At 41.7% G+C, this 2124-nt stretch carries 6 protein-coding genes; 3 read left to right on the top strand and 3 right to left on the bottom strand.

From position 1 onward, the window contains the following. Both H6S82_RS33810 and H6S82_RS30565 read left to right on the top strand, forming a co-directional pair. On the top strand, window positions 1-364 hold a 364-nt coding region (locus H6S82_RS33810), incomplete at its 5' end, for a hypothetical protein (protein ID WP_242057175.1). Between the two features lie 27 nt (window positions 365-391). Continuing rightward, complete coding sequence (locus H6S82_RS30565) at window positions 392-919, top strand: hypothetical protein (protein WP_190462824.1); 528 nt, start codon at window positions 392-394, stop codon at window positions 917-919. Between the two features lie 67 nt (window positions 920-986). Here H6S82_RS30565 and H6S82_RS30560 read toward each other — a convergent pair whose 3' ends face one another. After that, a complete protein-coding gene (locus H6S82_RS30560) occupies window positions 987-1202 on the bottom strand; it encodes a hypothetical protein (protein ID WP_190462822.1) in 216 nt (71 codons plus the stop codon). Window positions 1203-1324: 122 nt separating this feature from the next. Between H6S82_RS30560 and H6S82_RS30555 the strand changes: the two genes are divergently transcribed. Next, window positions 1325-1540, top strand: a complete 216-nt coding sequence (locus H6S82_RS30555; RefSeq protein WP_190462820.1) for a hypothetical protein — start codon at window positions 1325-1327, stop codon at window positions 1538-1540. Here H6S82_RS30555 and H6S82_RS34220 read toward each other — a convergent pair. Together H6S82_RS34220 and H6S82_RS30550 are read right to left on the bottom strand one after the other, a co-directional pair. After that, window positions 1537-1662 carry a hypothetical protein gene (locus H6S82_RS34220; protein WP_277926620.1) on the bottom strand — a complete coding sequence of 42 codons (126 nt, stop codon included), beginning with the start codon at window positions 1660-1662 and terminating at the stop codon, window positions 1537-1539. The genes H6S82_RS30555 and H6S82_RS34220 overlap by 4 nt on opposite strands. 124 nt (window positions 1663-1786) lie before the next feature. Then, window positions 1787-1987 (bottom strand): hypothetical protein, encoded by a 201-nt coding sequence (locus tag H6S82_RS30550; RefSeq protein WP_190462818.1) that lies wholly within the window; start codon window positions 1985-1987, stop codon window positions 1787-1789. Between the last annotated feature and the right edge of the window lie 137 nt (window positions 1988-2124).

The following is a 2124-nucleotide window of genomic DNA, read 5'->3' as shown; positions in this document are numbered from 1 at the left end:
ACCTGGTATTGATATTGATGTAGAACAAATGCCTAGAAATTGGCTTGACGAAAATGGATATTTGCGATCGGAAATAGACCAAAATTCTACCGATCGACCTGTAGCTGTCGCAATTAGAAATACAAAGGGAATGTCTACTTCGCTTTCAATCGAAAGTCTACCAGCTTTTAGAAGACCCGATAAATTTGGCGGCAAAGGAAAAGATCCCGTCTGGCAAATTGAAGATAGCAAAATCACCGGAGATTTGGAAGCAGTTCAGGACAGCCCAACTCATGTAAGTATCTTGCCCAAGACTACAATGTTATTAGAGAAATACGAGGCTGCACTGGCAAATACTCAAAACGATTGGGAAAAAGTTAAATGAGTCGAGGGAATCAAAAGGAGAACAGCAATGTCATGGATATTTAGTTTGTCGGCTGAATGTGGTACAGAACAGACTGCCGCTGAGGAGTTTTCTCGCCATTTCGAGCGAGTTTCTTTGATTTTTTCAAATAAGAACCAATCTCAATGTCAAACGGGAATTTTTCAGGATATCGAGGATAATTGGTGGTGTCGAGTTTCTCCTAGCGGCATAAGTGAAGTGGGAATAGACACACCTGAAACCGCTTATATTATGACAGAAATTGGTATTCTGCTCTATCAACATTTACGGTTTGCTCCCAAGTTTCGGTATGCTTTAGTTGGTTTAGAAGTAGACGAGTTTAGAACCTATAGCGAGTTACTTGCAGAAACTTCTTTTCAATCTTTTCCTGGCTTAGTTTTAGCTGAAACAATTTGGCAGGAAATTGGATCGCCTCCAACATTTCGATCGTTCAGTTCGGGATATGTTTGGCAACCATACCAGGGTGAAGTTTATCAACCGCTAATGGTATCTTCAGATTTGAAAAACAAACTCGATGAATTGCTGAGTGTGGGGTAAATGCTACGGACGAAACCCAACTTCCCCCAGTGCAGTGTCAGCACAGATAAAAGGATATCTTTCAGCGTTACTCATGGTCTTGAGATTTGCTATCTTGCAATACTTTGAGCATAGTATTTGCTGCTTCAAACGCATCGTAAGGCGACAAAATAGGATACGATCGGTCAGGTTTGATGAGGTCTGTTTCTTGTTGGGCTAATTCAGAGATCGAAACCTGCATTATGTAGAGTTTATCTGCACGGGTAAGCCGTTGTATACTGGTAAGTAATTCTGGTGAAACCATCTATTGCGTCGGTTGGTCAGGTACATCTATCTATTATATAATTGTTGCACATTACTAGGATAGAGATCGCCTATCTTTGCTGGAATAGCCTACAAAGATTTTATGCCAAAGGATGTAGTTTAATGGCAATAATTGTTACCCTCAGCCCAGAATTAGAAGCGCGACTCCGCGATAAGGCTGTTCGGCAAGGTCAAGATGTCAATCTGCTTGCATCTGAATTGTTAGCTAACGTCCTAGAGTGGGAAGCGCAAGACTCAGAAGCAGCAATAAAGGGGATTCAACAAGGATTAGAGGATTTTGAAACAGGTCGGTTCCGGTCTTTTGATGAATTATGCTAATCCAGGTCGCACAGCGCCAGCAGCTCAACAATGCAGCGCAGCGGAGAGAATAAAAACGATCGCCGATCGTGCAGAGGTGATGAGCAATCGATCGCATCGTTTCCGACTATGAATTGCCACAATTCATCAGACGCCCAGCCAAAATAGCTGAGCTTACAGTTATTCAGAATTATTAATAGTACTTAACAAAACTGAGAGTGTGGATCGCGTCGGAAACGATTTTTAAGGTTAGATTCGGTGTTGCCTTTATTTTAGTAACCTTGTCACGCGGACGTCGTATTCACAACCTTGTGGATGCTCGCTTTTAGCTTGGGCTAGTGCCATATTATCAGCTAAAGCTTTAGATTCTGCATCGATTTCGTACCTTGTTGTTCCGCAGCGAAAGGCATTGGTGCTTGGTGCAGAGGATTCTCTGATATCGACCAATACCTCATAAGTGTGAGCCATTTTGGGCCTCCTCGTTTTATCTGCAAACGATGGAATACAGAAATTAGTATATGAACTTAAAGTGGCTTTAGTCGTCAAAGCAATACAATTCTTATTACATTTTCCCGAACATACTATTATTCAATCACCTTAAACGC

This window comes from Planktothrix sp. FACHB-1355 (assembly GCF_014748295.1).
Taxonomy (GTDB): Bacteria; Cyanobacteriota; Cyanobacteriia; order Cyanobacteriales; family Aerosakkonemataceae; genus Aerosakkonema; species Aerosakkonema funiforme_A.
This window is presented reverse-complemented; position numbering and strand designations above follow the sequence as displayed.